Below are 26,399 nucleotides of genomic sequence, written 5' to 3' on the forward strand. Positions count from 1 at the left end.
CCGTCTCTGTGATGAAATCAGAATCCCGCCAGCCCCTGGGGGCTGTTGTAGGGAATCTTGACGCTGGTGACCTCCGTCAGCGACCCGTCGGACTGAGTGGCATAGCCAACCAGCTTCGCGGCATTGCCGTAGATCTGATAGAGATACGCGCCGTCCGACGTGATCCAGCTATCGGCGGGGCCGCTGGTCACCGTTCCGTTCAGTCCTCTGGCGGTGCCGTCTCCCGGAACGCGGGGACATGCAGGATCCTTGGCGATCTCCAGACCACCTCCGTTGATGCGATAGCTGCAGATATTGCTGTAGCCGAAATTCGTCGCGTACACCGTTCGATCATCCGGGGAGACTGCCAGCCAGCACAGCTCGGATGGCACCCCTGCGCTCGTGTCGATCTTCACGAGCGAGCCGATGTTGAGCGTGCCGTCTTGCTGGATGGTGCCGATCGAGCATCCGTCACCGACGGCGTATCCGATGACGAAGGCATTCGGCCGTGCCTTCAGGAACGCGATGTAGAATGGAGAGCCACCCTTCGCGTCATAGAACCTGGCCGTGCCGAGCGAACCATCCTTTTGCAGGCGGAATGCGGCGAGGCCGTCCGGATCCGGCGCATTCGATGCAATCGAATGCAGCGCTCCACCAGCCCGCTGAACCCAGAGAATAGGCGATCCATCCGGATACAGGCCCGTGTGCGCGATTGGCTCGTCGAATGTCGTACCGACGATAACGAGCTCCTCGTTGGGCGAGACCACCACCATGGTGGCTACGCGGTTCCTCTTGCTATAGGTATTGACCGTATATCGCTCCGGTCGCAGCTTCAGTTTGCCTTCCGCGTCGACGGACATCAGCCGGAGGTGATCAGGGCCGAACGAGTGCAGCACGAACAGCGTGCGAGTGGCGGGCGAGAATGCGAGCGATTTGGCGGTGCCGCTCCTGCCTTCCACGGGGTTACCCGTCGGCTTGACGTCGATGAGCTTGAGGCGCCCTTCTGCAGTCACTTGAAAAGCCGAAACGGAGTTGTCACCGCCGTTTGTGGTGAACAGAAAGCGCCGATCCGGTGTGAGAATGATGCTTCCCGCGCCCTCAAAGGCATTGGGCGCGCTCTCCTGGCCGCTGATCGGCTTGTATTCACCCGACCCCGCACCTCCAGTGCTGATGCGCTCGAGCTCGGCAAGAGAGCCGTCTGCTTTCCGCTCATAGTGAACGATCGCATTCGCAACCTCGTTGGTCTGCATGTAGAGATGTCCAGGCTGTCCTTTCGCCCTGGACATCTCATTCGTCATCATCGCCTCTTTTGCCATCTCTCACTCCGTTGGCTGGATTGAACCAGGGGTCGTTTGTCACTGCACGAAGCGTCCCCTATCGCTTCAGTGCTGGGTATCCGTCGACGTAGACCCAGTCGGATGCCTGTGCCGGCACGTGACAGGATTTGCACTCAAACATGTAATTGGTGGACTTCGACCTTGATGGATCGGTCGCATCGAACCACGACCAGCCCCAGCCATCGCCCCACAAGTCATTGCCTGGATGACGTCCAGCGCTGTCCCTCACCATCACAAACCAGCCCTTCAGCTGATCCGCACGGCTGACAGTGCCGGTCGTCAACTCTTTTGTTGCCGTCCTGAACACCTCTTTCACGAGCACCGTGCCATCGGGAAAATGACCGTCCTTGCGATAGGCCTCGATGGACCCGGGCGAGGCGAGCACGACGTGCACCTCTTTGGAGCCTCGGCCTTCATCTGCCGCTATGGCCCAGCTTCCAAGCGACTGATATGTAGTGCGATAGTCTTGCGGCACGCGCAGCTTACCGGCCGCGTCAACGACTGTCGCAGCGGACGACGGATCTGCCGCCGCGGTCGCCCTTATCGCGCCATATCCGACGATCGCGATCACCGCTGCTACAGTTCCCGAAATTCCGAGATTCTTGACGCGAGCGGCTCTCATAACTCACTTCCTTCGGATCGTGGTGACGAACGCGTAAGATCACTTGCTGTCCAACTTGTCCAACAGGGGATAGAACTGGGTCCACACCTCGTCCTTTTTGGCATATGCGATGTGGCAAAACGCGCATTCCTCCTTCGCTTTTACTTTCGCCATCGCGGCCTTCGGCTCATGATGATTGAAGTTGAAGTAACCCCATCCATTGGTGTCGGCGAAACGCTTGGAGTCCTTCACCGTCACGTCGGCGCCGTTAAAAGGTCCGGGAAAGTAGCCCCTGCCCGACGGCTCGGTTCGAGATCCGTCCGGATTTTGGCCGGGCAAGGTAAGTTGAAGCTCCTTGAAGAAGATCGTCCCTTCGGGAAACTCACCGGTCTTCTTGTATATCGCGTACGAGCCAGGCTCGATGTAGACGTTATGAAACTCCGGGAAACCGGCCATGCCGCCGTTCAGGGCGTTGGGCGTGAGCGGAGATCCGAGATAAACCCACTCATGGAAGTTCTTCGGCAGGAGGAGCTGCCCGTCGGCCGTGTATTCCGGCAAATAGCGCGTCGCGGACTGGGCGTTACCATTCTTGAGCGATCCAAAGAAAACGGCTGTCGCGATCGCACTGCTCACAACGACGACGGCTGCTGTCTTATATCCAATACGCATCATGTTCTCTCCTGCGTCCTTGGTCCCGACGCGAACTCGCGTCGACGGCCGATGAGCTCTCGCTTGGCGCACAACACCTGAAATAGCGACTTGGTCGGCGTCGCGCGCGTCGGCGATTGCCGCCGCTTTTTCGATCTTGATGCATTTGGCTTGCCGGCAATTGGCACCGACCCACATCTGTACTCTCCGAATGCAACTCGCGTCGGCGCTGCTGACCTTCATGACGGTGGAGATGCGGGGCTGCCGCGGGGGCCGCGCCTGCGAGATTGCTTTGGCTTATTCAATCTTGACGGATTCTGCCTGAGGCCCATCGACAGGCCATCGCTTCGCCTCATGTCTAGGACTAACGGTCATTTGGAGAACCAACAGCCTCTGGTTCTTGGCCGCAAAATTCAAATCAGTGTGAAAGGCAAAATGCGATGGATGAAGCTCATATCTCTCACGGCTTCCGATCGAAGCGACAAACACAGGCGAAGGATCGCGTGCCGCCCGGGCAATATGTTACGGCCGATTTTCCGATCCTTTCGGCCGGGCCTACTCCGCAAATAAAGGTCTCTGATTGGAAATTGGCGCTTCAACTTGGTGGCTCATTGTTGGGTGTGTGGACTTGGGAAGCGTTTGAAGCGCTGCCCCAGACCACCATCAAGACCGACATCCACTGTGTTACCAAATGGTCCAAACTCGACACGACCTGGCAAGGCGTCACGTTCGACGATCTTCTGAAAGCAGTTGGGCTTTCTGGACCGCCCGAGCCCTATGTCATGGCTCATTGCGGCGGCGGCTATACAACGAACATCCCACTCGCCGACTTGATCGGCGGCAAAGGCATGGTTGCTACCCACTACGACGGCTTGCCAATCGCGCCCGCCCATGGCGGCCCTGCTCGCCTGCTGGTACCGCATCTCTATTTCTGGAAGAGCGCAAAATGGCTGCGCAGGATTCGCTTGATGCCAACGGACGAGCGCGGCTTTTGGGAGTCGCTAGGGTATCATAATTACGGTGACCCCTGGAAAGAGCAGAGATATGACGGTGATTGATACTTCTGCTCTAGCCGAACGGCTTGAATGGCAGCTCGCTCAGGTGCGAGACATCGTAGCCGAAACGCATCGCGTCAAGAGCTTTATGCTGGAGCCGGTCAACTGGACGGGGCATCTGCCCGGTCAGCATATCGATATCCGGCTCACGGCGGAGGACGGCTATCAAGCGCAGCGCAGCTATTCGATCGCTTCTCCGCCTGAAGACAAGTTGCTGACGGTGACAGTGGAGCGAGTGACGGACGGCGAAGTTTCACCTTACCTTCTGGACGAGCTGCGCGTCGGCGATCGGCTTGAGTTGCGGGGACCTATCGCCCGCCATTTTGTCTGGACGAGCGGCTCCAGCGGCTCGCTCTGTCTTCTCGCGGGTGGGACCGGCATTACGCCCCTAATGGCGATGCTTCGCCATCGCGACAGGTCATCATGTCGTACGCCGACTGTCCTGATTTATTCGGCGAGAAGCCGGGGAGACATCGTCTATCAGAACGAACTCGATGGGATGGCGCGCAACGACACCAACCTACGCGTTGTCTATACGTTGACGCGCGAGAAAGCAAAGGATTGGGCTGGCCATCGAGGAAGGGTTGACCGGACGTTGCTTGCAACGAACTGCTTTCCGCCCGCACAAAACCCCGCGATTTACGTGTGCGGTCCTACTGCCTTTGTCGAGAGCGCTTCCGACTTCCTGGTGGAGCTCGGATTCGACTCTCTAAGCATCAAAACGGAACGCTTCGGGCCATCAGGAGGATGAAATCATGCCAAACAATGTCTCCGACCTTTTGCTCGGCGGCGATGCCGCAGCACGCCTGGTTCAGCAAATTTTCGTTCCGGATGTCACGCTGGCAAGAATCCGGTGCGAAGCATGCGACGGCGTGACTGGAATAGGCGCTTTGACTGTGTATGCAGCCCCCATGGGAGCCGTCCTGACGTGTCCCGATTGTGATAATGTGCTTATCAGAGTGGTAGACACACCGCACGGTCTGTGGCTTGAGATGAGCGGCGCCCGAAATGTCCGATTTCCAGCGCCTGTGTCGAATTAAGCAAACTGCGCATCTGTCGGAAACGAGCGGCGGCGCAGCGGGCTCTTAAAGGCTGCGCGAAGCCGGATGCGATGTTCTAATACCAGCTCAAAGCGTCGCCAGACTCGCAGATTTTGAAACAGCCCCGTTCCGGCGCACCGTGTAGTTCTATCTGCACCCGGTGTTTCCTCCCGCCTCCCCGATCGGGTGACTGCGGCCGGTCGGTATGCGGCCGGCCGCCTTTCTGTCGCTGCCCGCTTCGGTTACGGGTTTCCAACAACCCAAATCGCCCTCACGGCCTTGTCAATCTCGCTCTTCAGCGCACCACCGATATTGTCGGCCGTGAGGGGACCCACCAGTTTGTACACAATCTTCCCGTCACGGCCGACAATGAACGTCTCCGGAACGCCATAGACTCCCCATTCGATCGCGGCGCGGCCGTTGCCGTCGACACCGACGATGCCGAAGGGATTGCCGTGGCGTCTGAGGAAGCGCAGGGCTTCATCGGGCGCATCCTTGTAGCTGATGCCGACCAGCTGCAGCCGCGTGTCCTTACTCAACTCGGTCAACAGCGTCACCTCCTCGTGGCACGGCACGCACCAGGACGCCCAGACGTTGACGATGCTGACCTTTCCCTTGAAGGCGGCAGGATCGAGCCCGGGCAACTGGGCACCATCCCTGACGAGGCCTTGTAGCGGTGGCAATGCGGTTTGTGGCGCCGGACGGCCGATCAGGGCGGAAGGGATCCGTGAGGGATCGCCGTCACCGAGGCGAAACCAGAAGATCGCAGCGAGCGCCAGAAATGCCAGCAGCGGTAACGCCAACAGCCAGGACTGAGGCCGCGATGATGCGTCTGCGGTTGTCGGTCTGCTCATCTGATGTCCGCCGCGCCGCGGCCGGAGCGCCTGACAACGCCTCTGGCCTCGAGTTCGCCAAGCCGTTCCTGGTGGCGGCGATAGTCGATCGTGATCCAGACGATCAGGATCACCACCACGGCTGCCACCAGCGCGTACGAGATCACGACGAAGGAGGCGTAGGGACCGAGCGACATGGCCTACGCCGCTCGCTGATTGGCTTGCATCATCTGCAAGGACCGCACGCGGCGGCGCAAAATCTCGTTGCGTATCGCCGCCAGGTGCAACGTGATGAACAATAGCGAGAACCCCATCGTCATCATCAGCAGCGGAATCAGGAAGGCGCGGTCGAGCATCGGCCCACCCTTCCGTATCACCGAGGCCGACTGATGCAGCGTGTTCCACCAGTCGACCGAGAATTTGGTGATAGGAAGGTTGATCGCCCCGACCAGCGTCAGGATCGCAGCCGCCCGCCCCGCCCTCGACGGATCCTCCACCGCGCGCCAAAGCGCGATCAGGCCTAGATACATCAAAAACAGGATCAGCACCGAGGTGAGCCGCGCATCCCATTCCCAATAGGCGCCCCACATCGGCCGGCCCCACAGCGAACCCGTCACGAGCGCGAGGAAGGTGAAGGCCGCCCCGATCGGAGCGGCGGCCTTGGCTGCGACGTCGGCCAGGGGATGCCGCCACACCAGCGTGCCCAGTGCTGCCAAGCTCATCACGCCCCAGACGAACATTGAGAGCCACGCATTCGGAACGTGGATGAACATGATCTTCACGGTGGCGCCCTGCTGATAATCGTCGGGCGCCATCGCCGCCTGATAGAAGCCGACCAGCAGCAAGATCGCGGTCGCGCCCGCCAACCATGGCAGCATGCGCGCCGTCTGCGACAGGAATTTTGTGGGGTTGGCGAGGTCGATCAGCGTCATCGGCTTCATCACAGTAGCGGCAGGTCCCGGCTTCTAGGTGATGGCCGCAAAACGGAACGCCCGACAAATTCCAGATTGCGGTCAAACGTCCATGATCGAGTCAATATCTGGCCGCGCGACACGCGCCTCCAGATCGATCAAGGCGGAACCGGGGGCCCGATCTCGATATATTCCAAGCCGGTCCAGAGGGGAGGGATAGTCGGGCAGACCACTTGACCAGATTTCAGCGAGAGCAGTGGTTAAGTACTCGATGTCCCTATTAGAATGAAATGGTGAAACCGTAATACGAAGCCGCTCAGTACCGCGTGGTACAGTCGGATAGTTTATCGGCTGAATGTAGATGTCGTATTGATGTAGCAACACGTCACTGATGTGTTTGCAAAGATATGCATCCCCTACCATCACGGGCACAATGTGGCTCGGATTGCGCAAATGCGGAACGCCGTGATCATCCAATTGACGCCTCAGCAGGGCAACGCGATCGTGCATGCCTTCACGCTCCACCGAACTTGATTTCAGGTGGCGAACGCTTGCAAGCGCCCCAGCGGCTATGTGCGGCGGCAGAGCCGTTGTGAAGATGAAGCCCGACGAATAGCTGCGCACAAAGTCGCACAACGCCGCGGACGCCGCGATATAGCCGCCAACTACCCCAAAGCCTTTAGCGAGCGTTCCCTCAATCACGGTGAGCCGATGGCTCTGACCTTTTTGCGAGGCGACACCACCCCCATGCGGTCCATAGAGACCTACAGCATGCACCTCGTCCAGATAGGTCATGGCGCCATACGACTCGGCAACATCACACAGCTCTGCGATAGGTGCGATATCGCCGTCCATGGAGTAGACGGATTCAAACGCCACCAGCTTGGGCGCATCTGCGTCGACCTCGGCGAGTTTTCGCGCAAGGTCCGCGGGATCGTTGTGCGCGAAGATCCTGACCGGAGCGCGGCTGCCTCGAATGCCTTCGATCATCGAAGCATGATTCAGTTGGTCAGACAGAACAACACAATCTGGCATGCACGACGCAAGCGTGCCGAGCGCAGCCCAGTTCGAGACGTAGCCCGAGGTGAACAGCAGCGCGGCTTCCTTTTGGTGAAGATCGGCGAGCTCGCGCTCGAGCAGGACATGGTAGTGATTAGTGCCGGAGATATTCCGTGTGCCCCCGGCACCCGCCCCGCAACTATCGAGTGCGTTGTGCATGGCTTCCAGAACGAGTGGATGCTGGCCCATTCCAAGGTAATCGTTAGAACACCAGACCGCCACTTCCTTTTTCCCGCGGTCGGAATTCAAGGTTGCGCGCGGAAACTTGCCGGCCCTTCGTTCCAGATCGGCGAAGACTCTGTACCGCCCCTCTCTACGCAGTTCATCGAGCCGCTCGCAAAAATACGCATCATAGTTCATGAGCCACCTGGAAGCCGCAATGAATGCCAATTCCAACTCGCGGCCGCTCGCACTCTTTCGCAAGAGTCGCGAAGCCAAGCTGCCAGACACGACGGTAGTCCATTTTGATTGTAGCGTCTGTTGTTGAATTGCTCAGGCTTTGGGGGCATTGCCTAATGTTGGCAAGCTGGCACAAGCTCAATCGATGAAAGCGACGTGGTACGAGAGCCTTTGCGAGGTGGGATCCTCAAGCGAAGCTGAGACCGACGAAGCTGAGGCACGGTAAGAGCCGCCATTCAAACTGCAGCAGTAATTCCCTCGACGCGCGGTCGGACCATCTCGGCATCCCTGCTGGAGAGAGCCAGCCTGATCACGTCCTGTTTCACCAAATATATTGAAACTGCAAGAAGGACCAAATCCTTCATCAGGAATGGTACGAGACCGGCCATCGCAGGAAACCCGGCCGCCGGATCCCATTTATTTGGCAGGAAGGGGATGATCGTAAAGGTCGTAATGAAGGTTGCGGTTGAACCAATGGCCCCCAGAAGTCCGAACCTCTTGTCCCAGAATCCCGCATACAAGAGAGCCAGGATTGTCCATTCCGACGCACCCAGGAAGCGGGCACCTCCACGCAGCCCAAACGCTGGATACAGCCAGAAAATGAAAGGACTATTGCTGATAAATGGGATCATCGCCTGCGCCGCGTACTGATGCCACTTCGTATAGCCAAAGAACGCGAATATGATCACCATCGCGGCACGGAGCAGATGGTATTCAAGATCCGCGCGCAGAAGGCCCAGCGCGGCCATTGCCCCTGCGAGACGCTTGATTGGGTATCTTATTGTGCCAGTACAGTCGGAGGACTGTATCGCCCCTACGACATCCTGCTTCAACAGGTAGAATGAAGCAGCAAGAAGCACGACATCTTTCATGAGAAATGGAACGTTACCGGTCATGGCTGGAAAACCGCCGGCCACCTCGTCCCATCCGCCCGGCATGAAAGGAATGATCGTAACGGTCGCCACGTATGTAGCGCATGATCCGAGAGCCCCAAGGATTCCTGCTTGCCTATTCCAAAACCCCCAGAAGAGAAGTGAGCAAATTAGCCATTCCATAACGCCCAAGGACCAACTACCCCCGCGGATGCCGAAGGCAGGATATAGCCACGAGATCAGGGGCCCGTTGCTGATATAGGGCACCAGCACCTGAGCCTCGTACTCAAACCACTTCTGATACCCGAACAACAGGAATACAATCACCATTGACGCTCGAATTAGGTGATAGTCGAGATTCCCCCTGAAGAGATCGGACTTTGCCAACGCCTGCAAATGGCGGTTCATCATCGTCGTCCCGTTTTTGTTGGATGCGATTCGAATCACGCTTTCATTCTCCGCACTTCAATCGCTTCTCCACATTGACTTCAGCCGTTGCGTCTCCGGGTAACGTATATTTTGCCGCTTAGCATTCGCAATGCACGGCGTCGAAAACGGACCGCGCAATCTGCGATTGGAAGCAAGACCGCGCAAATGACAGCAAACTCGCTTAAGCTCAAGGCATGAGAGACATCTCTCTCTATCGAAGCGATCGGCAGCGCCGCGGCGACCGCAGATATAACCGCCGCCCATGCCCACACGCGCAACGGTCTTGACCGAGGAGATCTCGCCGGCACCTCGATCAGGAGCGCGCGCCCATTGCGGGCCGAGGCCCATAGGAGCCAACCTGCGAAGGAAATCTCAGGACCGACAGAGACGACGTCGCTAACTAGTGAAGAGATGTGATGGTCAGATATCACTGACAAGGAACACCGTTGGCGGCACACAGCTCTCGCCTTGTCCCGTGGACACCTCAAAACGGGCGCTCGTAGGTTCCTCCTAAACGGTGCATGATCGGATGACAGATTGCGGCAAGGAAGCCAGGAACAGCACGACGCAGACGCAGAGCAAGACGATATCCTTGAATATGAACTCGCCGGCCAGGTTCCAGGCCATCGGGTCAGTCGACAAGCTCCACTTAACGACACCGGGCGTTGTGAAAAAGAATGACCAAGTAATGGAGAACGTGATCACACCCATCAGCGAGCCAACGGCTGATAAGATCGGACTGAATGCGCCCGCCGCGAGAAGCGCCGCAATGCCAAACTCGACAACACCGAGGAAGTACGCTTCTCCCCGGAAACCGAGCACCGACAGCCACGAAATGAACGGGCTGTTGCTGATGAATTGGACGATACCCTGTGCCGACTGCAAAGTGAACTTCTGCATGCCAAACGATACAAAGATGACAACCATGGCCCATCGGAGGATGGCCAGCAGACGATAGGACCCTCCCCCTCGTTCAGCGATGTTGAAAGACTTTTTCATGCGAATGGCTCTTTCGTTGATTGAGATTGATCGCAGCAGGCAAGATGACGTGCGCTCATGACGACGCCTACGAGTCTGCGGGGCGTTCGTTACGCCCATGCGCGGTTGCCTGGTTCACGATGATGTGCATGTGGAACAGGAAACACTTCTGCAGAAGCGTCGGCGGCAGCCAACGGAGCGCCCATCGCACCTCCGGATGCGGCCTCAGGCGTGAACCACAACCATCTTGCCGGTGGCTTCGTTGGCCTCCATCACGCGATGGGCCTCGCGAATCTCTTCGAAACGGAAGATTCTGACCGGCTTGACGTCGAGCCGACCCGCGGCAGCGTCCGCGGCAATCTGCTGAAGAGGCACATCCGAGAGTGGAAAGCCCGGGATCCCGAACACGAAGCTGCCGAAGAAGGTCAGATAAACGCCGCTCGGCATTTGCAGCAGCGGATTGAAGTCGGGGATGGGGTCGAGGCCGCCCAGCCAACCGGCCAAACACGAACGGCCGCCGCGGCGAAGCATAGCAAGGGAATCGAGCATGACCGAATTACCCACCAGGTCGAGCACCGCATCGATCTTCTTGGCCTCTCGGATATGTTTCGACAAATCACGCTGCTCGATTTCGCAGCGCCAGGCCCCGAACCTTTCAAGCATGGCAAAGCGATGGCGGTTTCGGGTCGTCGCGATCACCCGGGCTCCGGCATTGATTGCCATCTTGAGCGCGGCCTGGCCGAATGAGGAGGTTGCACCACGAATGACCAGCAGTTGCCCCCTCTCGATCTCCAGATTGCGGAACAGGCAGGTCCACGCGGTTGCATAAGTTTCAGGAATCGCTGCGAGTTCAGCCCACGACAGGTGAGACTCGATCAATGCCACGTTTGAAGCTGGTGCGCGGGTATACTCGGCATAACTGCCGTTGATGGTGCGACCCAGACCGCCCATCAGCGCGGCCACTTTCGCGCCGATCGGAAACTCGCCACCCGGACAGGACCTTACGATGCCCACGCACTCGATGCCGATGACGGGAGCTGCCTCGGCCCACTCGCCCCTGCGCATGTGCATTTCAGCATGATTAATGCCGAACGCTTTTACTTGGATGACGACGTGTCCTGCCTTCGGCTCAGGCTCCGGGAGTTCCTTGATGACCAGACTATCTAGGTCACCAAACTTTTCGAGAACAATTGCACGCATCAAACCACTCCCTGGAAGCACGTGCCACAAGGGCCGTGCAGTTGCGGCTACCTATCGATTTCACTTCGAACGCGAGAGAAACTCGCGGGTCACCACGGCGATTTCCTCGCAATGCGTCTCAATGGCAAAGTGGCCGGTGTCAAAGAAGCGCACTTCCGCACCTGGAATGTCGCGCTTAAATGCCTCAGCGCCTGACGGTAGAAAGAAGGGATCGTTTTTGCCCCAAACCGCCAGGAAGGGCGGCTTGTACTTGCGGAAGTACTCCTGAAAAGCGGGGTAAAGTGCGACGTTGGTCTTGTAGTCGCCAAACAGGTCCAGTTGGACCTCGCTGCCCCGGGGCGGGTCAAATAGAAGTTGTCGAGCGAATAGCCGTCCGGAGACACGCGGGTCGCGTCGGACACGCCATGCGTATATTGCCAAATCGTCGTCTCGGGCGCGAGGAAGGATCGGAGCGCGCTCCGATTGGCCTGCGAGGGATCCTGCCAATAGGCGCGGATGGGATTCCAACCGTCGCTCAGCCCCTCTTTATAGGCATTGCCGTTCTGCGAGATGATTGCCCGAATCCGCTCCGGATGGTGAATAGCCAGTCGAAAGCCTGTTGGCGCCCCATAGTCAAAGACGTAGATCGCAAAGCGAACGAGTCCGATTACTTCCGTGAAACGCTCGATGACTTCCGCCAATTTGCCAAAGGTGTACGAAAACTTGTCGCGAGACGGCATGTCCGATTGGCCGAAGCCGGGCAGGTCCGGCGCAACGATGCGAAAGCGATCCGACAATGCCGGGATCAGGTCGCGAAACATGTGGCCGGCACTTGGAAATCCGTGAAGTAGCAGCAGTGCTGGTGCATCAACACGCCCGGCCTCCCGGTAGAACACCTTAAGCCCGTCAACATCGGCCTTCCCATAACGAACCTTGGTCATGACACGGTTCTCACCTTGCATAGTAACTCGTCCGCACAGGATTTGCCGTTAGTCTCCCTCCAAAGCCTGTGAAGGAGAAAGCGTCCCGTTCACTCGTGAACTGCTGCATGACCCATTGAGTCGGCTGACTGAAACTCCCTGCGATACACCGTGGGTGTCCAGCCCGTCGTCTTGCGAAAAGAAGTGCTGAAAGAGCTGGTCTGCGCATACCCTAAACTGAGCGCAATATCCGTGACTGAGCTCGTTCGATTCGCCAGGAGCGACTTCGCGACTTCCATGCGGCGCTGCACTTGATACTGATGCGGTGGAATTCCGAATGACTGCTTGAACGCTCGACAAAAATGATGCTGGCTAAGTCCCGCAAGTTCCGCAAGCTTTGAAAGCGAGACCTGTTTCCCCAAGTGAGCTTCAATGTAGCCGACGACGGCGCGTCTTTGCCAGCCAGCGAGACCTCCGCGATCGACTTTCGGCGCGCGGACTACCTCGTCGTTCACGCAAGATAACTCATGCGCAAGGACGCCAGAGAGCGCCTCCAGGTACGGCATGCTTCTAGCCTGACCGCCCTCAATCGTGTTCTTCAATTTCGATGCTGTCTCCCAGACAAGAGAATCCTCGAAGTATATTCTGGGCTGGAACGCGCCTTCGCTGTCGTCCGATTTCCCGAACGCAGCAGGGTCCAGATACAGAAACGTTACTCGAGTGGAAGCGCCGCTCTCATGCCATTCTCGATAAGCGCATCCCGCAGGCACGAAGGTAAGCTTATGCGCAAAACTTCGAAGCCTTGATGAGGGTAGGCCATCAATCCATGTTTCACCGTTCCGACGCGTACCTTCTTTGTACAATGCGAGCAAATGCAGGGGTCCTTGAAAGCGAAACTCGATTTTGCATCCGATCGGAACGTGGACGCTCTCCGAAAACCACCAGCGGCAGCCCGTACCGAAACGTTCGATAGATTCGGCAGGGATGATCTTAACGGTCGGATTTAAGACGCTGCCTTCGCTTGGTAACCGCGAGTCCGTGTTAGCTCTCGCCTGACTCTGTGCGATGCCGGTAGAAGCGTAATTCATGTGCCCTCTCGCAGCCCTACTCTGCTTTCGCTTGCGTTAGACCACTCGTTTCCATCTCTCGTTGCGGATAAGACGCCAAGGCAGCCACTTTTTTCGGAGATCGATGGAGGTTGATCTTGACCAGCGCTGCTGATTGACCGGCTGCGCCGGAAGCACGTGCGATGCTGAGACCTCTCAGCTTTACGAGGCGGATCACGCTCGCTTGTGCGGGCTTTAACTGGCCTAGCAGATTATCAAGGACGGCGGCGCTCATGGCCGTTCCCCCTTGGTCATCGAGCAGCATTTCATCGTCCAGCGATACTGCGAGGACTCGAGAGGCGTCACGAAGGCGGTCGATCCACTTATAGCGTGCAATCGCCATCACCCACACCCCGAACGATCTCGCTGGAACGTAGCTGTGGCGTTTGGCGTGAGAGCGCCTGTCCCAATTCTCCGGTCGGACACCTGTTCGTTCCGTCCGCCGTGCACGAACTCCGAAATGGGAGGAGGCAGCGGTGCTATCGCATGGGGCGTTCATCGGGGAGGCTCCTCTCCACGCAATCAAGCAGGGAATCTATTTCGAACGGCTTTCGGAGAAGACATTGCGCGCCGACCGAGATCGCTTCACCGTCCAGATGCATGTCAGGTAGCGCCGTGATGAGGATCACGGGCGTCATGATGCCCAGTTCTCGAAGCTTTCGGGCGAGGTCAAGTCCGCTCATTCCGGGCATATGAACGTCGGCCACAATGCAGTGCACGTTGAGTAGGTTGACTGACGCCAGGAACGTCTCTGCGGAGTAATGGGGCTCGGCGCGATAGCCGATGGAGCGCATCAGGTCCACAAGGGATGAGCATAGCGCATCATCGTCGTCGACGACTGCGATGAGCGGGCTTGTCACCGGCCGCACCCTCGCCAAGTGCGCCAAATCGTGGAAGCACAATAGGAGAAAGACGCCCTCCCCGCTGAAACTGAATCGCTGATCGTCCGGCATTCGAACAGACCGTGGCTGTTATGCAATCGAGAAGGGATGCGCATTGCATCATCTCCCCTGTGAGCAGACGGCTCCCCGGTGCCGATTGGCAGCACAAGGTTTAGCCGAACCATGCTTTCGATCGCGCATGGCCGCAATCTCTCGGTTGTGATGCTCAGGCCCATACCTTGGTCGGTACTCTTGGTACCAAGGTTACGGTCGCGCCTTACCTCTGAATGTTGAGAGCTTCCGCCATCCGAGCGAGCGTAGCTGCAGATCTTGCTCCCATCTTTCGCATGACGCTGCCGCGATGCATTTTCACGGTGGCTTCGCGGATGGAAAGCTCGCTCGCGACCTGCTTGTTCATCAACCCGGTCGCCACAAGCACCATCACTTGCCTTTCACGCGGCGTCAGGAGCTTATACCGCTCTCGCAATCGAATAATATGCACGAGGTCGTTGCGCCGGCCCTGGTCTATTCGAACCGCGGTGGCGACGGCATCTATCAAATCCTGCTCCCGTATCGGCTTGGTGAGGAAGTCGACCGCACCGGCCTTCATAGCTTTCACAGACATTGGAATGTCGCCAAAGCCCGTCATTAGGATAACGGGCATCGAAATATTGATGCGCGTCATGTACTCCTGTAGCTCCAGGCCGCTTGTGCCCGGCATTCGAACGTCAAGTACCAGACATGCCGGCGCGTCCGGCAATTCGGCACTGAGAAACTCTGAGGCAGATCCATGAAGCATTACCTGGTAGTCCATCGACCGGAGCAGGTCTCCAAGTGACTCCCGGACCGCCTGGTCGTCGTCGACGACATGAACAAAAACTGACGACGACACTTTCAGTTGCTCACGGTGGCCGATGGGCGAAGCGGGAGGGTAAAAGTGAATGTCGCACCATGAGCCGTGTTCTCCTCCACCCATAGACGCCCTCCATGGACAGCGATGATTTTGCGGCAGATCGACAGGCCAAGGCCCAGACCGTCACCTTTGGTCGTGTAGAGCGCATCGAACAGTCGCTCCCTGTTCGTGGAGGCGATGCCGATCCCGGTATCAGCGATCTCAACAGAGACATGCCCTTCGGCCGCCTTTGAAGAAACAGTCAGAAGGCGAGGCCCTTCGTTGGTGGCGATCATGGCGTCGATTGCATTGCGCACGAGGTTGTGAACGACCTGCTGAAGCTGCACTCGATCCCCCTCGACAATGAGTTTCGACCTGTCGAGGGCCGTCCTGAGCGTGACGTCGGCGCGTTCAATGTCTCTTTTCAAGAGAAGAAGAATCTCCTCGATGGCGTCATTGATCTGAACGTCGGTAAATTTGAGCTGCGCAGCGCGCGCCAAGGACCTGAGGCCAGTGACGACGTCTCTCGCCCGGCGTCCCTGTTCAATGACGCGCAGCGCGGACTTGCGAGCTTCACCAGGCTCGGTAGGCTCCCGTGCGAGCCACCGAAGGCAAGCCTCCGCGCTCATGATGATTCCGGTCAGAGGCTGATTTATCTCGTGAACAATGGAGCCTGCGAGTTCGCCGAGCGATGCGAGACGGACGGCTCGAGCGAGTTCATTTCGCGCATCCGTGAGCGCCTGTTCCGCGGCCTTCCGTTCAGTGATATCGGTGATAATCCCTTCCAGTTCCACGTCGCCGGTGGGGCCGAGGTCGAATTGTCCTACAGCGGCGACATGCAGGATCGAGCCATTTCTATGGACGACTCTGTACTCGTGACTGAACGGCGACTTGGCACTGACGGCCTCCGCGAGCGCTTGCTCCAAATCAGGGAGGTCATCAGGGTATATGCGGCTCTTAAACACTTCGAACGGTACCGGATTTACGTCAAGGTCGACGTCGAATATGCGGTAGCATTCGCGCGATGCTCGCGAGAGCAGGGTCCGCGTGTTCCAGCGATAGCTGCCCATCCGGCCGATCTGCTGACCCTTGACCATCCACAAATTGGTCTCACGGAGTGCCTCGAAGAGCTGCGTGGATTCGAAGAAGACGGCGGCCTGCGAAGCCAGCATGGATATCATCGAGATGCACCTGGACGTGAATGTCTCCCTGCGCTCCGATTCCAGGTAGAGAACCCCGATTGTTCGCTCTTGATGAACCAGGGGCAGGCACAGCTGGGTTATGCTTTGCGGCGGTGGCTCGACGGGATCAATGAGCGCCGAGCCTCTACTACTGGCTTGTCTGACGACGGTCTCTTGCCGAGCAAGGACCCTTTCGCTGATATCCGCCGGCAGGCGGAATTCGCCGGCCACGGGGTGAGAGGTAAAGAACTCCGCCCTTTCACGAGGAAAGCTTGCATCTGCCTTGGCGAGCAGTTCACCCCCCTTGCTAAGCAAAACGCCGCCTCGGGCGGCCCCGGAATAGCTGAGCGCTTCCTTCAGGAGTGCCCTGGCCACGCCTTCGTAGCTCATCTCTTTCGAGATTATCTGGAACGCTTTGGCGATCGCCTCTAGTTCGTGCGTTTCGCTCTCAAGCCTCATAGCGAGACTTCTCTCATCCTCGATTAGTGCCGGAAAATATCCCACCACGCGGCCGTACATGCCCGATTTGGAGCGTCCGGCTTCATCACATCCCGTCACGCAACTGCACCGCGGTTGGCGAGTAACTTCTTTGTGTGCCTGTAACCAAATCTCAGCAACTCGCGAAAGGACTTGGGTTAGATCAAAGCTGGCCCGCCGTTAGGCGGGAGTCGCATGGCTAAGATCCAGCCATGCAAGTTACTAGCCGGGTTGAAAGTGTTCTGCCACTACACACACGGCGTAGCTCATACGTCCTTGGTTTCTCGGATCCGGCGGCCCACCGAGATGCTGGCGCTGCTGGCGTCGCATCATCGGCCGGGCTTTTGATTTAGAATGGTTCAGGAGGGCGAAGTCGGAGCGGGGGATCGTATCGAAAACAATCTCGATCCGTCCATTGCGCAGCTTCACAATCAAAATCAGCCGAAAGCTAGTCAGCGAGGAGGGAAATGGTTATGAACGCATCCGGGACAACATCTAGAGTCGTACTGATTCACGGCGCTTGGGCCGACGGCTTTAACTGGGCACGCGTTATCACGTCGTTGCAGTTCAAGGGACTGAGGATCCTTGTGCTTCGATCCCGCTAACGTCCTTGTCAGATGATATCGCTGCACTTGAGCGCGCGCTGGAACGCACCGATGGTCCAGTGGTGCTTGTCGCGCATGCCTATGCTGGCGCCGTCATAGGAGCAAGTATCAACGAAAGGGTCCAATCTCTGGTCTTCATTGCGGCCCTGACGCCCGATCAAAGCCAGACGGTTGGTGAGGTATTCTATCGTGAGAACCTGCATCCGGAGGCGCCACAACTCACGCCTGACACCGATGGATTCCTCTGCATGCCCGACGAACGGTTTGGCACTGCCTTTTGTCAAGATGCTTCACCCGAGCAGGCTGCCCTCCTCGCGGCGACGCAGCGTCCCATTGCTCTTGCATGCATTCAGGAAAAGGCACCCAAGCCGGCATGGAAAGCAAAACCGTTCTGGTATCTTGTTGCTCAAGAAGATCGGATGATCGCCCCGGCTACACAGTTATTCTTGGCACAACGTATGAGCGCAACAATTCGATCGGAAGAAGTCGACCACACACCGTCGGTCACCGCGCCAGAATTGGTCGTCGAAATAATTCTCCAGGCTATAACCAATTCGGCCGCCCGTCCGAGTAGTTAGAGACCCAGCGATCGGCTGGCGTACTGCTTCCAACGTCGCCGATGGGATTTCCGAGCGGGTTGCCCGTCGATAGGTGCCGCCAGTCGATTCTCAAGATCGCGGTGGCCAGTATTTTCTTTGCGGTGATTTTCTCAGTATTGCGGAATTTGAAGCCGCGGCGTATCGACTTGCGGCGGTCTCCATCGCAATGTTGCGGTTTCCTTTCGACAGCGGTCCGTGTTGACCCGCGACGAGGAGTGCGATGATGAGATCTGCACGTCAGCTCGAGGCTCATGGATCAATGCATCATGCGAATATGGGCCACATGAGCCCCGTCGCGCACCATTACATGCATATGGATCACGGCCACGCCGGAAACGGCCACGCGGCGATGGTTACAGATTTCCGGAATCGATTCTGGGTCGCGATGATTCTCACCGTTCCGATTCTTGCTTTGTCACAGCTTGTGCAGGACTTGCTCGGCCTGCGCGAGCGGCTTGCCTTTAGGGGAGAGTCTTACGTCCTCTTTGGTCTTTCTACGGTGGTCTATCTTTACTGCGGCTGGCCCTTCCTCAAGGGAATCCACAACGAACTCAGGGCGCGCCAGCCAGGCATGATGACGCTAATTGCGGTCGCTATTTCGACGGCGTTTTTCTATTCTAGCGCAGTGGTCTTCGGTCTCCCCGGAACGGTGTTCTTCTGGGAGCTGGCGACGCTCGTCGATGTCATGCTCCTCGGACATTGGCTCGAGATGAAATCCGTCTTGGGAGCCTCGCGCGCCTTGGAGGCGCTGGTTCAACTTCTACCGGCGACCGCACACCGGCTCAAACCGAATGATGACGCCGAAGATGTCCCGATCGCAGAATTGCGGCCCGGCGACCGCGTCCTGGTCAAGCCTGGCGAGAGAGTACCGATCGATGGCGTGATTACCAAGGGCTACTCCGGCTTCAACGAATCGATGCTGACCGGAGAGTCGCGACCTGTCGAGAAGACCGTGGGCCGGGAGGCTGTCGGCGGGGCGGTGAACGGCGAGGGTGTTGTGACCGTTGTTGTGCGCAAGACCGGGGATCAGACATATCTGGCTCAGGTCATTGCGCTGGTCCAACAGGCGCAGGAGACCCGCTCTCGGACCCAGGACCTGGCCAATCGCGCTGCCTTGTGGCTGACCTACATTGCTCTATCCGTCGGCGGCGCAACGCTCGTCGCATGGCTCGCTTTTGGCTTCGGCTTTGACTACGCGATCGAGCGCATGGCGACCGTTATGGTCATCGCCTGCCCGCACGCGCTCGGTCTCGCGGTCCCTTTGGTCGTTGCAGTGAGCACGCGGCTTACGGCGCAGCGTGGTCTTCTTATCCGCGATCGCGCGGCCTTCGAACGCGCCCATGGCCTGGGTGCGGCGCTGTTCGACAAGACCGGCACCTTGACGGAAGGCCGCTTTGGCGTAGTGGGAGTCGTTGCGCTGTCTGATCTATCCGAGCGCGAGATACTAGCGTGGGCCGCAGGGCTTGAGAGTCAGTCAGAGCATCCGATCGCGCAGGGCGTCATGCGGGGTGCCAAGGACCGCAGCGTCACGCCGAAGCCGGTCCGGAATTTCAAAAATCTGCCAGGCCAAGGTACTGAGGCCGTGATTGAAGGACATAGCGTCAGAGTCGTGAGTCCCCACTATGTCCGCAAGCGAGGACTGGACGCGCCAAACGAGCGTATCGACGAGCTGGGCGACGAAGGCAATACCGTCGTCTACCTACTGATAGATGATAAGCCAGTCGGCGCGGTCGCGCTTGCCGACGTTATTCGCAAAGAGTCATTCGATGCAATCGCGCGCCTCAAGGCAATGGGAATCCGCTGCATGATGATCACGGGCGACGCCATGGCGGTTGCCAAGTCGGTCGCCGCTCGACTTGGCCTTGACGACTACTTCGCTGAAGTCTTGCCGCACCAAAAGCTTGAGAAAGTCCGCGAGGTGAAGGCGCGCGGCGTCACTGTTGCGATGATCGGCGATGGTGTCAATGATGCACTAGCCTTGGTCGAGTCCGATCTCGGCATTGCGATTGGCGCCGGAACCGAAGTCGCGGTCGAGTCAGCGGATATCGTTCTGGTGCGCAGCGATCTCCGCGACGTTTTCACCATCGTGGCGCTTTCGCGCGCGACTTATAGAAAGATACTTCAGAATCTTTTGTGGGCGACGGCCTACAACATTGTCGCGATTCCGCTGGCCGCCGGCGTGGCCTATCCGTGGGGGATCGTCATAAGTCCAGCCGTCGGCGCCGCCCTCATGTCAGCAAGCACGATCATCGTCGCCATCAACGCGCAGTTGCTCGCGCGTGCCCGAACCTTGGTTGCGAACGGCGGCAGTACTGCGACACAGCCGCGAAAGTAGCTCTGCGGCGAGATAGGGCGGCCGGTAGACGAGGGTCGCGCCTGTCAAGTTCATTCGACCGCGATTTCCGGACAAAGCCATGATCTCGAATTCCGTGCCTCTGATGACGGCTGTCGATCTCCTGATCATAGGGGTGACCGTCTATGGCATATGGCGTTGCCGCCTGATCAATCCTGGAAAGCGCTTCGAACGGCCGCGAATCAGCCTGCTGCTGATCAACTCGGGACTGCTGGCTGTTGCCTTACTTTATGCCGCCGACCTCGCGATCATGCACGTCCTTCCCATGGTCACTGCGATGGACGAAGCAATAAAGGCCATGGAGGCTCTTCATCGCAACCTCGGCTGGCTAGTCATTCCGTTTGCGGTGGTCTCCATATCCATCGGCTTTATCGAACTTCTCGTCGAACTTCAAAGGCGGGAGGCGAGAGTTCGCCGCCTGATCGACGCCAACATCGTCGGTATCTTTATCTGGGGTCCTGATGGTCGGATCGTTGACGCGAATGAGGCCTTTCTCCGGATTACTGGATACGTGCGCGACGAGCTCATCTCCAACCGCCTGGGCTGGACGGAATTGACTCCAGCCGAAACGCACAGAGTCGACGAGCAGCGGCTGGCCGGGCTAAACGCGTCCGGAGTGGTCCACCCATACGAGACGGAATACATACAAAGAAGCAGTCGTCGTGTGCCGGTACTGGTCGGAATGGCGATGTTCGAAGGAACGCCAAAGGAAGGTGTTGCCTTCGTGCTCGATCTGACCGATAGCAAGAACGCACAACTGGCGCTCCGCGAAAGCGAGCAAAGGCATCGCGAGGTTGAGCTAGAATTAGCGCACGCAAACCGCGTTTCCGCGATCGGGCAGCTGTCCTTGTCGATTGCGCATGAGGTCGCTCAGCCGATCACGGCCGCGGCTGTTAGCGCCGGGAGCGCATTGCGATGGTTGAGCGCCGAGCCGCCGAATCTCGCGAAGGCAAAAGAGCGGCTCGGACGGATCGCCAAGGATGTCAAACGCGCCCAAGAGATCGTCGACAGGATACGCTCCTTCGTCAAGAAGGCCCCTCAGCGAAGAGACGCATTGGTTATCAACGAAGCGATCCTCGAGGTCGTTGCACTGACCCAGCACGAAGCGGCCAAGAACCGTGTTTCCGTTGAGACGCAGCTCACCGAGGGCCTGCCGCCTGTTCTAGGGGATCGAGTCCAACTGCAACAAGTCGTCCTCAACCTGGTTATAAACGCGCTCGAAGCAATGAGCGGCTCAGACGAAGGGACGCGACAGCTGCTAATTAAGACCGACAAAGCCGATCAGAAAGAAGTACTCGTCGTGGTGCAGGATTCAGGCCCCGGCATGGCGCCTGAGAGCATCGATCGAGTCTTTGCTCCCTTCTACACGACCAAGCCGAGCGGTTTGGGAATAGGCCTCTCGATCTGCCGTTCAATCATTGAGGCGCACGATGGACGATTGTGGGCAACCGCAGCCGAGCACAGAGGGGCTGCATTTGCATTCACGCTGCCTGTGCGCCCGGACAACTCGTTGTGATCTCGTGCGCTGTCTTTGATTACCATCCGCGCATAGCGCGGGCTGACGCGGAGCTCCGATTTGGGTCATCCGCGCCGTATTGAACGTCGGCCGGCCTCTTCCGATCTGCCCTGATAGGCAGACAACTTGACGGCAACCGACGCGACGACAGAACAATGAAACGGCTGGCTGACCAAAAGTCGTCGGACCTCTACCTCGATGGCTACTGGTTAACCCATTAGCACACCAGAAATAGCATCATCGATACATCTGCGAGAGAAATGGAAAAGCCAGCTTGAGTTTTGGCCGATATCTTAAAACGGCCTTGCAGCTGCGGCGCTACGCGGATCACCAAGTTGAGAGGAAGCGATCGAAGAGGCCGAATGTGACCCACGTCTATTTCCATTGTTCTAGTAATCGGGGGGTACTGATTGATCAATGCGGCGCAGCTGTGGACAATCTGATTGAAGCGCGTGACCACGCCGCAGGAGTTGTTCGGTCTCTCATCGTGGCAAACAGCGCAAGGGATTGCCGGGACTGGGTCCTGCACGTCAGCGACGAGCTTGGTAGCGAGATTTTCGTGGTGCCGTTCGCGTTCGTACAGGGCAAGCACATTGAGAGCTATCGGTGACTTCATATGCAAAGCTCGGCGCTATCAAATGCGCTTCGCCGCTTGTTCAGCAGCGCGCGGTCCCAACGTCGATCGGCACGACAACTCCTTGATTCTCGTGACGCTGACGGGGTCATGCTTTGGCGCCGATTTACACCCGATACTCGGGATGGAATCATGATGCGGGCCGTTCAGGCGCAATCACGCGAATCTCAGAGCAATAGAGGAAGAGACATTTCCGAGCAGGTGGCGGAGTCTAACAAGGGGCGAATGACACTGTGTCGTCCGATCGGAGTCTATGGCCGCCGCTTCCGCTGGAGATAACCCATGGATGCGTATGATCTTCTTGTCATCGGCACTGGTACCGCCGCGCAGGCGGCAGCGGGGCGCATGCGTAAAGCGGGGCGCTCGGTCGCGATGATTGACCATCGCCCGTTTGGCGGCACCTGCGCCCTACGCGGCTGCGATCCCAAGAAGATGCTAGTCATCGGATCGTTCTCTCGAATCGGCGTCAACGGTCGCAGTCGATGGCGGTCTTCTTGCATTTGGCATCGAGGCTTCTCCGCACGCCGAGCATGTTAATCGCCACGGCACACACTGACTGTTTGTCGTTTGCCGCGCTTTGATTGGTCTTGCTCGAATCCGGCGCCGCTATGCTGGACTCCATACGCGCAGAACTCTAATTGTGGATGGCGGTGGGTCAGTTAGAATGGCGATGTGCGACATGTCGCCGACGGAAACCGACATGCTCGATCAACCGTCGAAAGATACGAAAAAGTCAACGCCAGGCTGGCGATTTCTGAAATTGCTTGGATATGCCGAGGCGCCCAGCCCCGGGCCTGGAACAAGCAAGACGGAAAGAAGCACACCGAAGGAGCCGGAGGAGCGCAAGCACCAGTTTGCGACCTGGTACATCTTTGCGGCCTTCCTCGGCGTGCTGCTGGTCCAGTTCCTGTTGCTGCGCTTCACTCAGGTCGACACCATTCCGTACAGCCAATTTGAGCGGCTCGTCGGCGAGAACAAGATCGCGGAAGTGCTGATCGGACAGGAGACTATCCAGGGGATCCTGAAGGAGCCGTTCCCGGACGGCCGAAAGATGTTCTACACGGTCCGCGTCGAGCCCGGGCTCGCCGACAAGCTGCGCGCCCACGGCGTCGTCATCACCGGCGCGCCGTCGTCGACCTTCCTCTCTACCATCCTGTCGTGGGTGCTGCCGATCTTCATCTTCTATCTGATCTGGACCTACGGGTTCCGCCGTGTGGCGGAACGCCAGGGCCTTGGCGGCCTGATGTCGATCGGCAAGTCGCGCGCCAAGGTCTATGTCGAGACCGACACCAGGACCACCTTCAGGGACGTGGCCGGCGTCGACGAGGCGAAGTTCGAGCTGCAGGAAGTAGTCGCCTTCCTGCGCGATTCGACCTCCTTCGGCCGGCTCGGCGCACGCATCCCGAAGGGCATCCTACTGGTCGGCCCGCCCGGCACCGGCAAGACGCTGCTCGCGCGCGCGGTAGCGGGCGAGGCTGGCGTTCCGTTCTTCTCGATCTCCGGCGCCGAGTTCGTCGAGATGTTCGTCGGGGTCGGCGCGGCGCGCGTGCGCGATCTGTTCGAGCAGGCGCGCAAGGCAGCGCCCTGCATCATCTTCATCGACGAGCTCGATGCGCTCGGCCGCAGCCGCGGCCCCGGCGCATTCGGCAGCTACGACGAGAAGGAGCAGACGCTCAACCAGTTGCTCGCCGAACTTGACGGGTTCGACCCGACGACCGGCGTGATCCTGCTCGGTGCCACCAACCGGCCGGAGGTCCTCGATCCAGCCTTGCTGCGACCAGGCCGTTTCGACCGTCAGGTACTGGTCGACCGGCCCGACCGCTCCGGCCGGCTGGAAATCCTCAAGGTGCACGTGGCCAGGATACGACTGGCCCCGGGCGTGGACCTCGAACAGATCGCCGGACTGACCACCGGCTTCACCGGCGCCGATCTTGCCAACCTGGTCAACGAGGCCGCCATTGTGGCGACCCGGCGCAGCGCCGAAGCGGTGACGCTCGCCGACTTCACCGCGGCGATCGAGCGCATCGTGGCGGGACTGGAAAAGAAGAGCCGAGTTCTGGGCGAGGAGGAACGCCGCCGCGTCGCCTATCACGAGATGGGGCATGCGCTGGTCGCCGCGAGCCTTCCCGGCGTCGATCCGGTGCACAAGGTTTCGATCATCCCGCGCGGCGTCGGCGCGCTCGGCTACACCATACAGCGCCCAACCGAGGATCGCTTCGTGCTCGCCCGCCACGATCTCGCCAACCGCATCGCCGTGCTGATGGGCGGGCGCGCTTCGGAAGCGCTGATCTTCGACGGTGAAGTCTCCACCGGCGCGGCCGACGACCTGCAGCGTGCAACCGATATCGCGCTGCAGATGGTCACCCGGTTCGGCATGGACGAAACGGTGGGCCAGCGCACCTACTCAGCCGCGCCGCAGCCGTTCCTTGGGACTTCGACCAGCGGCGTCGACGCCTCCGAGACGACCGAGCGCGAGATCGACGTGGCGGTGCGCGACATCATCACGAAGGCCTTCGAGCAGGCGACTGCCATCCTACGCACACGGCGTGTCGACCTCGACGAAGGCGGCCGCCTGCTACTTGCCCGCGAGACGTTGACCGCGGATCAGTTCCCTGCGATCCGGCTTACAACGAAGCAGCCCGAAACAGTTGGCTGACGGATTCGTTCCTGCATCTTCACTTGTCGGGTCCGTCGTTCCAAGAGGAAGGAGATTCAAGATGACTGAGCCACTCGCGCAACCGATCGTTCCAGCTGCTGAGGAGCGGGCCCGGCTGAAGGAGGGAGTACACATCGAACGCAGCTCTCGCCGGATACGGACGTACTTTGGTGGCAAGCTGATCGCCGACAGCGAACACGTTCTCCTCGTCTATGAAACGAAGCGGCCACCGGCTTACTGGTTTCCAATTGCGGATGTCGGGACGGAGTATCTAGAGCAGTTACAGCAAGCGGCGGACACCATTCGCTGGCGCGTGGTGGTGAAGGATCGTATCGCGGACAATGCGGCCCGCGCCTACATCACGCCGACAGGCTATCGAGCCGCACTCGAAGGCCACCTCACTTTCTTCTGGAATGAGATGGACGCGTGGTTCGAGGAGGACGAGCAGGTCTTTGTTCATCCTCGAGATCCGTATACGAGAGTCGACACGGTTCACAGCTCAAGGCACGTGCGGGTGGAGATTGAAGGCGTGACACTGGGTGAAACTCTCCGGCCCATCCTCCTCTTTGAGACTGGGCTGCCGACCCGCTATTACATTCCGAAGCTGGACGTGCGCATGGATCTGCTCGAGCCCACTGAGTCTGTCAGTCGGTGCCCGTATAAAGGCGTTGCGCGCTACTGGTCGGCTCGGGTGGGCGATAAGCTCGTCAAGGACATCGTGTGGAGTTATCCGGCGCCAATTCCCGAGTGCCCGAAGATCGAAAACCTGCTCAGCTTCTACAACGAGCACGTCGATCTGTACGTCGATGGGGTGCTGCAAGATCGACCAATCACGCCGTTCTCTTAACGTCGAGAGTTCGCTTTGAAGCGGCAGAGCCTGCGACGAGGCGATCCGGGTGGGCTGATCCGTCGTATCGCGGCGAAACGATAACGGCTCCGCATCAACGTCGTCGGTCAGGTGACTGAATGGACTCGCGGCAGCTGGCTCGCGGGCTACGAGAGTGGACTGCTGGGCCGGCCGCGACTACGCGAGGGCTATCGTTGCAGGCTGGTTGCCCGATCATGACCTCCCGGCTCTTGCAGCAGAGACCCCTATGTGGATCAAGAGGACGGTCCTCTTTCCTCCGAATAAGCCGCTTCTCCAAGGAGACGAACGTCCAGCCCTAGTACCCGGAATCAGAGCTGAGTGATACGGCGGCCTTTGAAGCGGCGTTGACGGACCTTTTTCTTGGTCCAGACGAAGGGCTCGGCTTTGTCGT

General features: G+C 58.7%; 24 protein-coding genes and 2 pseudogenes. 10 read left to right on the forward strand and 16 right to left on the reverse strand.

Features of this window, described 5'->3' with window-relative positions:
• Positions 1–17 precede the first annotated feature (17 nt).
• The 3 genes from QQL28_RS37965 to QQL28_RS37975 all read right to left on the reverse strand — a co-directional run bounded on the left by QQL28_RS37965 (position 18) and on the right by QQL28_RS37975 (position 2,763).
• The gene (locus tag QQL28_RS37965; RefSeq protein WP_284273923.1) at positions 18–1,295 is read right to left on the reverse strand and encodes a lactonase family protein; all 1,278 of its coding nucleotides are present in this window, start codon (positions 1,293–1,295) and stop codon (positions 18–20) included.
• 58 nt (positions 1,296–1,353) lie between these two features.
• Entirely contained in the window at positions 1,354–1,887 is a 534-nt protein-coding gene (locus tag QQL28_RS37970; RefSeq protein WP_284273924.1) for a cytochrome P460 family protein, read from the reverse strand.
• 90 nt (positions 1,888–1,977) lie between these two features.
• Positions 1,978–2,763, reverse strand: a complete 786-nt coding sequence (locus tag QQL28_RS37975; RefSeq protein ID WP_284273925.1) for a cytochrome P460 family protein — start codon at positions 2,761–2,763, stop codon at positions 1,978–1,980.
• Positions 2,764–3,005: 242 nt separating this feature from the next.
• Here QQL28_RS37975 and QQL28_RS37980 point away from each other — a divergent pair, with 242 nt between their 5' ends.
• From QQL28_RS37980 to QQL28_RS46340, 3 genes are read left to right on the forward strand one after another with little or no spacing between them, the layout of a single operon-like run.
• On the forward strand, positions 3,006–3,623 hold the full coding sequence (locus QQL28_RS37980; RefSeq protein ID WP_284273926.1) for a sulfite oxidase-like oxidoreductase: 618 nt from the start codon (positions 3,006–3,008) through the stop codon (positions 3,621–3,623).
• Positions 3,610–4,371, forward strand: coding sequence for a ferredoxin reductase (locus tag QQL28_RS37985; protein ID WP_284273927.1), 762 nt, complete (start codon positions 3,610–3,612; stop codon positions 4,369–4,371). Before QQL28_RS37980 ends, QQL28_RS37985 begins: the two co-directional genes overlap by 14 nt.
• A gap of 4 nt (positions 4,372–4,375) precedes the next feature.
• Entirely contained in the window at positions 4,376–4,660 is a 285-nt protein-coding gene (locus QQL28_RS46340; RefSeq protein WP_431309707.1) for a DUF6510 family protein, read from the forward strand.
• A gap of 242 nt (positions 4,661–4,902) precedes the next feature.
• On the opposite strand, the gene QQL28_RS37990 is transcribed toward QQL28_RS46340, so the two are convergent.
• The 13 genes and pseudogenes from QQL28_RS37990 to QQL28_RS38055 form a co-directional block, all read right to left on the reverse strand.
• Positions 4,903–5,514, reverse strand: coding sequence for a DsbE family thiol:disulfide interchange protein (locus QQL28_RS37990; RefSeq protein WP_284273928.1), 612 nt, complete (start codon positions 5,512–5,514; stop codon positions 4,903–4,905).
• Positions 5,511–5,690 carry a heme exporter protein CcmD gene (gene ccmD / locus QQL28_RS37995; RefSeq protein WP_284273929.1) on the reverse strand — a complete coding sequence of 60 codons (180 nt, stop codon included), beginning with the start codon at positions 5,688–5,690 and terminating at the stop codon, positions 5,511–5,513. Before ccmD ends, QQL28_RS37990 begins: the two co-directional genes overlap by 4 nt.
• A gap of 3 nt (positions 5,691–5,693) precedes the next feature.
• The gene (locus QQL28_RS38000) at positions 5,694–6,425 is read right to left on the reverse strand and encodes a heme ABC transporter permease (protein ID WP_284273930.1); all 732 of its coding nucleotides are present in this window, start codon (positions 6,423–6,425) and stop codon (positions 5,694–5,696) included.
• Positions 6,426–6,638: 213 nt separating this feature from the next.
• Positions 6,639–7,823, reverse strand: a pseudogene (gene hemA, locus QQL28_RS38005) (5-aminolevulinate synthase); the annotation flags it as partial.
• 275 nt (positions 7,824–8,098) lie between these two features.
• Positions 8,099–9,181: a DUF417 family protein gene (locus QQL28_RS46005; RefSeq protein ID WP_348522550.1), complete on the reverse strand. Its 1,083-nt coding sequence runs from the start codon at positions 9,179–9,181 to the stop codon at positions 8,099–8,101.
• Between the two features lie 492 nt (positions 9,182–9,673).
• A complete protein-coding gene (locus QQL28_RS38020) occupies positions 9,674–10,162 on the reverse strand; it encodes a YkgB family protein (protein WP_284273931.1) in 489 nt (162 codons plus the stop codon).
• 204 nt (positions 10,163–10,366) lie between these two features.
• Positions 10,367–11,341, reverse strand: coding sequence for a zinc-binding alcohol dehydrogenase family protein (locus QQL28_RS38025; RefSeq protein WP_284273932.1), 975 nt, complete (start codon positions 11,339–11,341; stop codon positions 10,367–10,369).
• A gap of 60 nt (positions 11,342–11,401) precedes the next feature.
• A pseudogene (locus tag QQL28_RS38030) lies at positions 11,402–12,261 on the reverse strand (alpha/beta fold hydrolase).
• Positions 12,262–12,350: 89 nt separating this feature from the next.
• Positions 12,351–13,328, reverse strand: coding sequence for a helix-turn-helix domain-containing protein (locus QQL28_RS38035; RefSeq protein WP_284273933.1), 978 nt, complete (start codon positions 13,326–13,328; stop codon positions 12,351–12,353).
• A 16-nt stretch (positions 13,329–13,344) separates the two neighbouring features.
• Positions 13,345–13,689 (reverse strand): hypothetical protein, encoded by a 345-nt coding sequence (locus tag QQL28_RS38040; protein ID WP_284273934.1) that lies wholly within the window; start codon positions 13,687–13,689, stop codon positions 13,345–13,347.
• Positions 13,690–13,825: 136 nt separating this feature from the next.
• Positions 13,826–14,299, reverse strand: coding sequence for a response regulator transcription factor (locus tag QQL28_RS38045; RefSeq protein WP_284273935.1), 474 nt, complete (start codon positions 14,297–14,299; stop codon positions 13,826–13,828).
• A 205-nt stretch (positions 14,300–14,504) separates the two neighbouring features.
• Positions 14,505–15,203: a response regulator transcription factor gene (locus QQL28_RS38050; protein WP_431309708.1), complete on the reverse strand. Its 699-nt coding sequence runs from the start codon at positions 15,201–15,203 to the stop codon at positions 14,505–14,507.
• Positions 15,122–16,759: an ATP-binding protein gene (locus tag QQL28_RS38055; RefSeq protein WP_284273936.1), complete on the reverse strand. Its 1,638-nt coding sequence runs from the start codon at positions 16,757–16,759 to the stop codon at positions 15,122–15,124. The genes QQL28_RS38050 and QQL28_RS38055 overlap by 82 nt, the downstream gene beginning before the upstream one ends.
• 628 nt (positions 16,760–17,387) lie before the next feature.
• Between QQL28_RS38055 and QQL28_RS38060 the strand changes: the two genes are divergently transcribed.
• The 7 genes from QQL28_RS38060 (at position 17,388) to QQL28_RS38090 (ending at position 25,987) form a co-directional block, all read left to right on the forward strand.
• The gene (locus QQL28_RS38060) at positions 17,388–17,960 is read left to right on the forward strand and encodes an alpha/beta hydrolase (RefSeq protein WP_348522551.1); all 573 of its coding nucleotides are present in this window, start codon (positions 17,388–17,390) and stop codon (positions 17,958–17,960) included.
• Between the two features lie 244 nt (positions 17,961–18,204).
• Positions 18,205–20,316 (forward strand): heavy metal translocating P-type ATPase, encoded by a 2,112-nt coding sequence (locus tag QQL28_RS38065; protein ID WP_284273937.1) that lies wholly within the window; start codon positions 18,205–18,207, stop codon positions 20,314–20,316.
• A gap of 79 nt (positions 20,317–20,395) precedes the next feature.
• The gene (locus tag QQL28_RS38070; protein WP_284273938.1) at positions 20,396–21,850 is read left to right on the forward strand and encodes a sensor histidine kinase; all 1,455 of its coding nucleotides are present in this window, start codon (positions 20,396–20,398) and stop codon (positions 21,848–21,850) included.
• 364 nt (positions 21,851–22,214) lie between these two features.
• Positions 22,215–22,460, forward strand: a complete 246-nt coding sequence (locus QQL28_RS38075) for a DUF6894 family protein (RefSeq protein WP_284273939.1) — start codon at positions 22,215–22,217, stop codon at positions 22,458–22,460.
• Positions 22,461–22,766: 306 nt separating this feature from the next.
• Positions 22,767–23,021, forward strand: a complete 255-nt coding sequence (locus QQL28_RS46345; protein ID WP_431309709.1) for an FAD-dependent oxidoreductase — start codon at positions 22,767–22,769, stop codon at positions 23,019–23,021.
• Positions 23,022–23,163: 142 nt separating this feature from the next.
• Complete coding sequence (gene ftsH / locus QQL28_RS38085; protein WP_284273940.1) at positions 23,164–25,140, forward strand: ATP-dependent zinc metalloprotease FtsH; 1,977 nt, start codon at positions 23,164–23,166, stop codon at positions 25,138–25,140.
• 61 nt (positions 25,141–25,201) lie between these two features.
• Positions 25,202–25,987 carry a DUF427 domain-containing protein gene (locus QQL28_RS38090; protein WP_284273941.1) on the forward strand — a complete coding sequence of 262 codons (786 nt, stop codon included), beginning with the start codon at positions 25,202–25,204 and terminating at the stop codon, positions 25,985–25,987.
• The last annotated feature ends 412 nt before the right edge of the window (positions 25,988–26,399 follow it).

The sequence above is a fragment of the Bradyrhizobium iriomotense genome (genome assembly GCF_030160715.1).
Lineage (GTDB): Bacteria > Pseudomonadota > Alphaproteobacteria > Rhizobiales > Xanthobacteraceae > Bradyrhizobium > Bradyrhizobium iriomotense.

Excerpts from the sequence above, each read along its gene's own strand:
- ccmD (WP_284273929.1), bottom strand. The coding sequence starts at position 5,690 with ATGTCGCTCGGTCCCTACGCCTCCTTCGTCGTGATCTCGTACGCGCTG.
- QQL28_RS38040 (WP_284273934.1), bottom strand. The coding sequence starts at position 13,689 with ATGGCGATTGCACGCTATAAGTGGATCGACCGCCTTCGTGACGCCTCT.
- QQL28_RS38070 (WP_284273938.1), top strand. The coding sequence starts at position 20,396 with ATGATCTCGAATTCCGTGCCTCTGATGACGGCTGTCGATCTCCTGATC.
- QQL28_RS37965 (WP_284273923.1), bottom strand. The coding sequence starts at position 1,295 with ATGGCAAAAGAGGCGATGATGACGAATGAGATGTCCAGGGCGAAAGGA.
- QQL28_RS38045 (WP_284273935.1), bottom strand. The coding sequence starts at position 14,299 with ATGCCGGACGATCAGCGATTCAGTTTCAGCGGGGAGGGCGTCTTTCTC.
- QQL28_RS38055 (WP_284273936.1), bottom strand. The coding sequence starts at position 16,759 with ATGAGGCTTGAGAGCGAAACGCACGAACTAGAGGCGATCGCCAAAGCG.
- QQL28_RS38020 (WP_284273931.1), bottom strand. The coding sequence starts at position 10,162 with ATGAAAAAGTCTTTCAACATCGCTGAACGAGGGGGAGGGTCCTATCGT.
- QQL28_RS38090 (WP_284273941.1), top strand. The coding sequence starts at position 25,202 with ATGACTGAGCCACTCGCGCAACCGATCGTTCCAGCTGCTGAGGAGCGG.
- QQL28_RS37990 (WP_284273928.1), bottom strand. The coding sequence starts at position 5,514 with ATGAGCAGACCGACAACCGCAGACGCATCATCGCGGCCTCAGTCCTGG.
- QQL28_RS38050 (WP_431309708.1), bottom strand. The coding sequence starts at position 15,203 with ATGGGTGGAGGAGAACACGGCTCATGGTGCGACATTCACTTTTACCCT.
- QQL28_RS37975 (WP_284273925.1), bottom strand. The coding sequence starts at position 2,763 with ATGTGGGTCGGTGCCAATTGCCGGCAAGCCAAATGCATCAAGATCGAA.
- QQL28_RS46340 (WP_431309707.1), top strand. The coding sequence starts at position 4,376 with ATGCCAAACAATGTCTCCGACCTTTTGCTCGGCGGCGATGCCGCAGCA.
- QQL28_RS37980 (WP_284273926.1), top strand. The coding sequence starts at position 3,006 with ATGGATGAAGCTCATATCTCTCACGGCTTCCGATCGAAGCGACAAACA.
- QQL28_RS38000 (WP_284273930.1), bottom strand. The coding sequence starts at position 6,425 with ATGACGCTGATCGACCTCGCCAACCCCACAAAATTCCTGTCGCAGACG.
- QQL28_RS46345 (WP_431309709.1), top strand. The coding sequence starts at position 22,767 with ATGGATGCGTATGATCTTCTTGTCATCGGCACTGGTACCGCCGCGCAG.
- QQL28_RS38035 (WP_284273933.1), bottom strand. The coding sequence starts at position 13,328 with ATGAATTACGCTTCTACCGGCATCGCACAGAGTCAGGCGAGAGCTAAC.
- QQL28_RS38065 (WP_284273937.1), top strand. The coding sequence starts at position 18,205 with ATGAGATCTGCACGTCAGCTCGAGGCTCATGGATCAATGCATCATGCG.
- QQL28_RS38025 (WP_284273932.1), bottom strand. The coding sequence starts at position 11,341 with ATGCGTGCAATTGTTCTCGAAAAGTTTGGTGACCTAGATAGTCTGGTC.
- ftsH (WP_284273940.1), top strand. The coding sequence starts at position 23,164 with ATGTCGCCGACGGAAACCGACATGCTCGATCAACCGTCGAAAGATACG.
- QQL28_RS37985 (WP_284273927.1), top strand. The coding sequence starts at position 3,610 with ATGACGGTGATTGATACTTCTGCTCTAGCCGAACGGCTTGAATGGCAG.